The sequence below is a fragment of the Streptomyces sp. P5F9 genome (genome assembly GCF_057961495.1).
Map to the genome: position 1 here is coordinate 1 of NZ_JBXVPZ010000712.1, position 3,393 is coordinate 3,393.

Annotated in this window: 4 protein-coding genes; 2 read left to right on the forward strand and 2 right to left on the reverse strand. The window is 66.0% G+C overall.

Annotated elements, in window-relative coordinates; all coding sequences use genetic code 11:
- Positions 1-238: 238 nt before the first annotated feature.
- Both AC31A1_RS48870 and AC31A1_RS48875 read left to right on the forward strand, forming a co-directional pair.
- Positions 239-1,120 (forward strand): helix-turn-helix domain-containing protein, encoded by an 882-nt coding sequence (locus AC31A1_RS48870; RefSeq protein ID WP_489659507.1) that lies wholly within the window; start codon positions 239-241, stop codon positions 1,118-1,120.
- Between the two features lie 5 nt (positions 1,121-1,125).
- Positions 1,126-1,311, forward strand: coding sequence for a DUF397 domain-containing protein (locus AC31A1_RS48875; RefSeq protein ID WP_489659508.1), 186 nt, complete (start codon positions 1,126-1,128; stop codon positions 1,309-1,311).
- Here AC31A1_RS48875 and AC31A1_RS48880 read toward each other — a convergent pair.
- Both AC31A1_RS48880 and AC31A1_RS48885 read right to left on the reverse strand, forming a co-directional pair.
- Positions 1,308-2,042, reverse strand: a complete 735-nt coding sequence (locus AC31A1_RS48880) for a hypothetical protein (protein ID WP_489659509.1) — start codon at positions 2,040-2,042, stop codon at positions 1,308-1,310. The genes AC31A1_RS48875 and AC31A1_RS48880 overlap by 4 nt on opposite strands.
- A 133-nt stretch (positions 2,043-2,175) precedes the next feature.
- On the reverse strand, positions 2,176-3,084 hold the full coding sequence (locus tag AC31A1_RS48885) for a D-alanyl-D-alanine carboxypeptidase family protein (RefSeq protein ID WP_489659510.1): 909 nt from the start codon (positions 3,082-3,084) through the stop codon (positions 2,176-2,178).
- Positions 3,085-3,393: the final 309 nt, after the last annotated feature.

Sequence of the window (3,393 nt, forward strand, 5' to 3'; positions counted from 1 at the left end):
CCTCCATGTGCGATGGGGGGACGGGGCCAGGTGGGGTGGCTCTGCCGTGCTGTGCCGGGTGCGGGCAGCGCGGTGCACTTCCGCCAACTGGTGTCGCTGGGTGGCTGGTTGCGCACTTAAGGTAGCGGCGTAAAAGGTGGGCCAGCAAGTGTGAGGCCATAAATTTCTACTCGAACTTGCTTGCCCTCCGTATGGTGACCGCACAGACTGTGACCAACTCGGCGGGAGGGAAGGCGACATGGCAGGTAGAAACCCTGATCGCGGTGTGTCCGTGTCGACCGTGCTGGCGCGGCGGCTGGGCGGTGAGCTGCTGCGCATGCGTGAGGTGCGCGGGCTGCGCCAGGCGCATGCCGCCGAGGCGCTGTCGGCGTCGGTGGCCAAGGTCGCGAAGATGGAACGCGGGCTGGTGCCGATCCGCGACCCGGACATCCGCGCGCTCTGTCACCTGTACGGCGAGACGGCCGAGCCGGTGATTGGGCGACTGTTGACCCTCGCGAGGACGGACCGTGAGAGACGTAAGGCTCGTGGCTGGTGGAACCAGTACCCGCAGCTTTCCGCGATGGTCGAGTACGTGGCATTGGAGGACATCGCTACCAGCATGCGGACATGGGAACTCGCCTTCGTGCCCGGCCTGTTGCAGACACCGGACTACGCGCGGGCGGTGGCCGTCGGCGCGGGTTCCTGGGAGGACCCGGGTGAGATCGAACCCTTCGTGGAGGCCAGGCTGGCCCGTCAGGCTCGACTCCGTTCGGAGCGGCCGCTGGAGTTGTGGGCCGTGCTGCACGAGGGCGCGCTACGCCAACTCGTAGGCGGGCGGGCGGTGATGAGGGAACAGCTGGGTCAGCTGCTGGACCTGGCGCGGACGGATACGGTGACATTGCAGGTGGTGCCATTTCTGGCAGGCGCCAACGCCGGCATGATCGGGTCGTTCAGCATCGTCTCGTTCGCTGAACCCGGTGCCCTGGACGTCGTACATATGGACGTACCCTCTTCTACGCTCTGGTTGGAGAGCGAGGAGGACGCAGCCCGGCATGGTCGGATCTTCGATCGCATCGCGCGAGTGGGGCTGGCGGAGCGCAACGCTCTCGACCTGATCGAAGCCATTCGCAAGGAGATGTAGATCCGGTGACAGCGTTCGTGTTCGTCAAGTCCAGCTACAGCGGCGGAGATGCGGGACAACAGTGTGTCGAGGTCGCCCGCAATGCACCCGGCACAGTGGCCGTCCGTGACTCGAAGGACGTGGACGGGACGATAGTCCAGCTCACCCGCACGGCATGGGCCGCGTTCGCCGCCCACGTGGGTGCCGTCTAGCTCCGCTCCCACATCCGGGAGTGCGCTTCCCTCAAGTGCTCCGTGAACGTGTTGACGACGATCGGGAAGAAGTCGGTGAACCGTTCACCGGCCGACCCCCCTCCCATCCCGCCCCCGCCGAAGAACGCGTCCAACTGCTCCTCGGTGTGGAACACGGCGCGCGCCTCCGCGCACTCGGCGATCAGTCCCGGCAGCTGCCAGGGGCACCACGGGTGGGTGTCCGAGATGACCAGCTGGAGGCCCTCCTCCAGCGTGGCGTCCTGCATGTCGTCGTCGACGGCGAGTCCGTCCTGGCCGAAGTAGTTCAGCAGGAACTGGCTCAACCGGGGGAAACGCAGGGCGAGTTCACGGGTGGTCAGGGGTGTTCCGAAGAGCGTTTCCCGGTCGAACGGAGCCTTCCAGCACTCCACATACGCGGCCACCGCCCGGTAGACCTCGGGTGTGCGGGCCGCCGACTCGGCCCTCGGGAAGTTCGTGAGGGAGGGGTGTCCGCCGGCCGGGTCGTGCGCGAACAAGTCGGCCGCCAGGTGGAGTTGCGCCGCGATCTCGTACAGGTTCCGGCCGCCGTCCTCCCCGGCGTTCCACAGTCCCCGGATCACCGGGAACAGGTCCCGCCGCCACGCTTCGGCGTCGTCAGGGACGGGTTTGCCGTAGTCCCTGTACTGCCTCAGCAGAGTTCGGGCGCCCTCAAGAGCGAAGTGCTGCGCAAGTTCCCGGTCGTTCGCCGGCATCGCCGACCCAACTCCTCACGTCACAGTCGTACGAGCAGCCGTACGACAGAAGCCGCCGTACGACAGAAGCCGCCGTACGACAAAGGGACCCGCCGCTGGCATGCGGCAGGTCCCCGAAGAACGTGTCGGTATGTCAGATCGTCGCGAAGCCGTAGTTCAGGAGCTTCGTCGCGTCCGTCGCGCGCTGCGTGACCGACGACGACGCGAGGACCGTGCCGATGACCGTCTTGCCGTTGCGGGTGGCGGCGAAGACGAGGCAGTACTTGGCCTCGGGGCCGGAGCCGGTCTTCACGCCGATGGTGCCGCTGTAGCTGCTGAGCAGGGTGTTCGTGTTGGTCCAGGCAGTCATCGTGCGGGTGCTGCCGGTCTTGGTGATCGTCTTGGCGGTGTACTTCTTGGTCTTGACGACCGTCTTGAACGTGGAGTTCTTCATCACGTTGCTGGCGAGCTTCGTCAGGTCGCGCGGCGTCGAGTAGTTGTTGCCGTTGCCGATGCCGTCGAACGAGTCGAACTTGGTGTTCGTCAGGCCGAGCGTCTTCGCCGTCGAGTTCATCTTGCCGATGAACGACTTCACGCGCGCGGCCCGGGTCGAGCCCGTACCGAACTTGTCGGCCAGGGCGTACGCCGCGTCGCAGCCCGACGGCAGCATCAGGCCGTAGAGGAGTTGGCGGACGGTGACCTTGTCGCCGACGATCAGGTGGGCGGAGGAGGCGGTGTTCGCGACGATGTAGTCGCTGTACGCCTTCTGGATGGTGACCTTGGCGTCGAGGTTGAGGTTCGACTGCGAGAGCACGACCTTCGCGGTCATGATCTTCGTGGTGGAGCCCGTCGACCGCTTGGTGTCCGCGGCCTTCGTGTAGAGCGTCTTGCCGGTGGCGTTGTTCATCACAAAACCGCCCGCGGCCACGATCGACGGCTTGGTGACAGCCTGCGCGGGTGCCGCGGTCAGGGCGCCGGTCGCGAGCACGGCGCCTGCGGTCACGGTGACCGCGGCGGCTCTGCGGAAGCGGCTGCCCTTGATGCCGGTAATGGCAGTAATCAACTGAGGTACCCCGAATACGTTGAATGCCCCTGAGGAACGGCCCAGTTGGAGGGGGGAAAGAGAGGGCCGCACGTGTGTGACACGTAAGTAGCACAGAAGGTTGTGCGGTTGCTGCGCCGGGTTCCCCGAATGTGTGAAACGCCCCCGGGAACCGGCCGCGGAAACTCACGCCGTACGCGCATCCCCGTAGACGCACCCCCAGCTCCCCTTGGTTCCCCAAAGCTCCCCTGGCTTCCGTCCGCATCCTGGACCACCCGTCCTCATGCGTACGTGTTGTATCTATGCTGTCCTCATGCCGTCCCCGTCCCC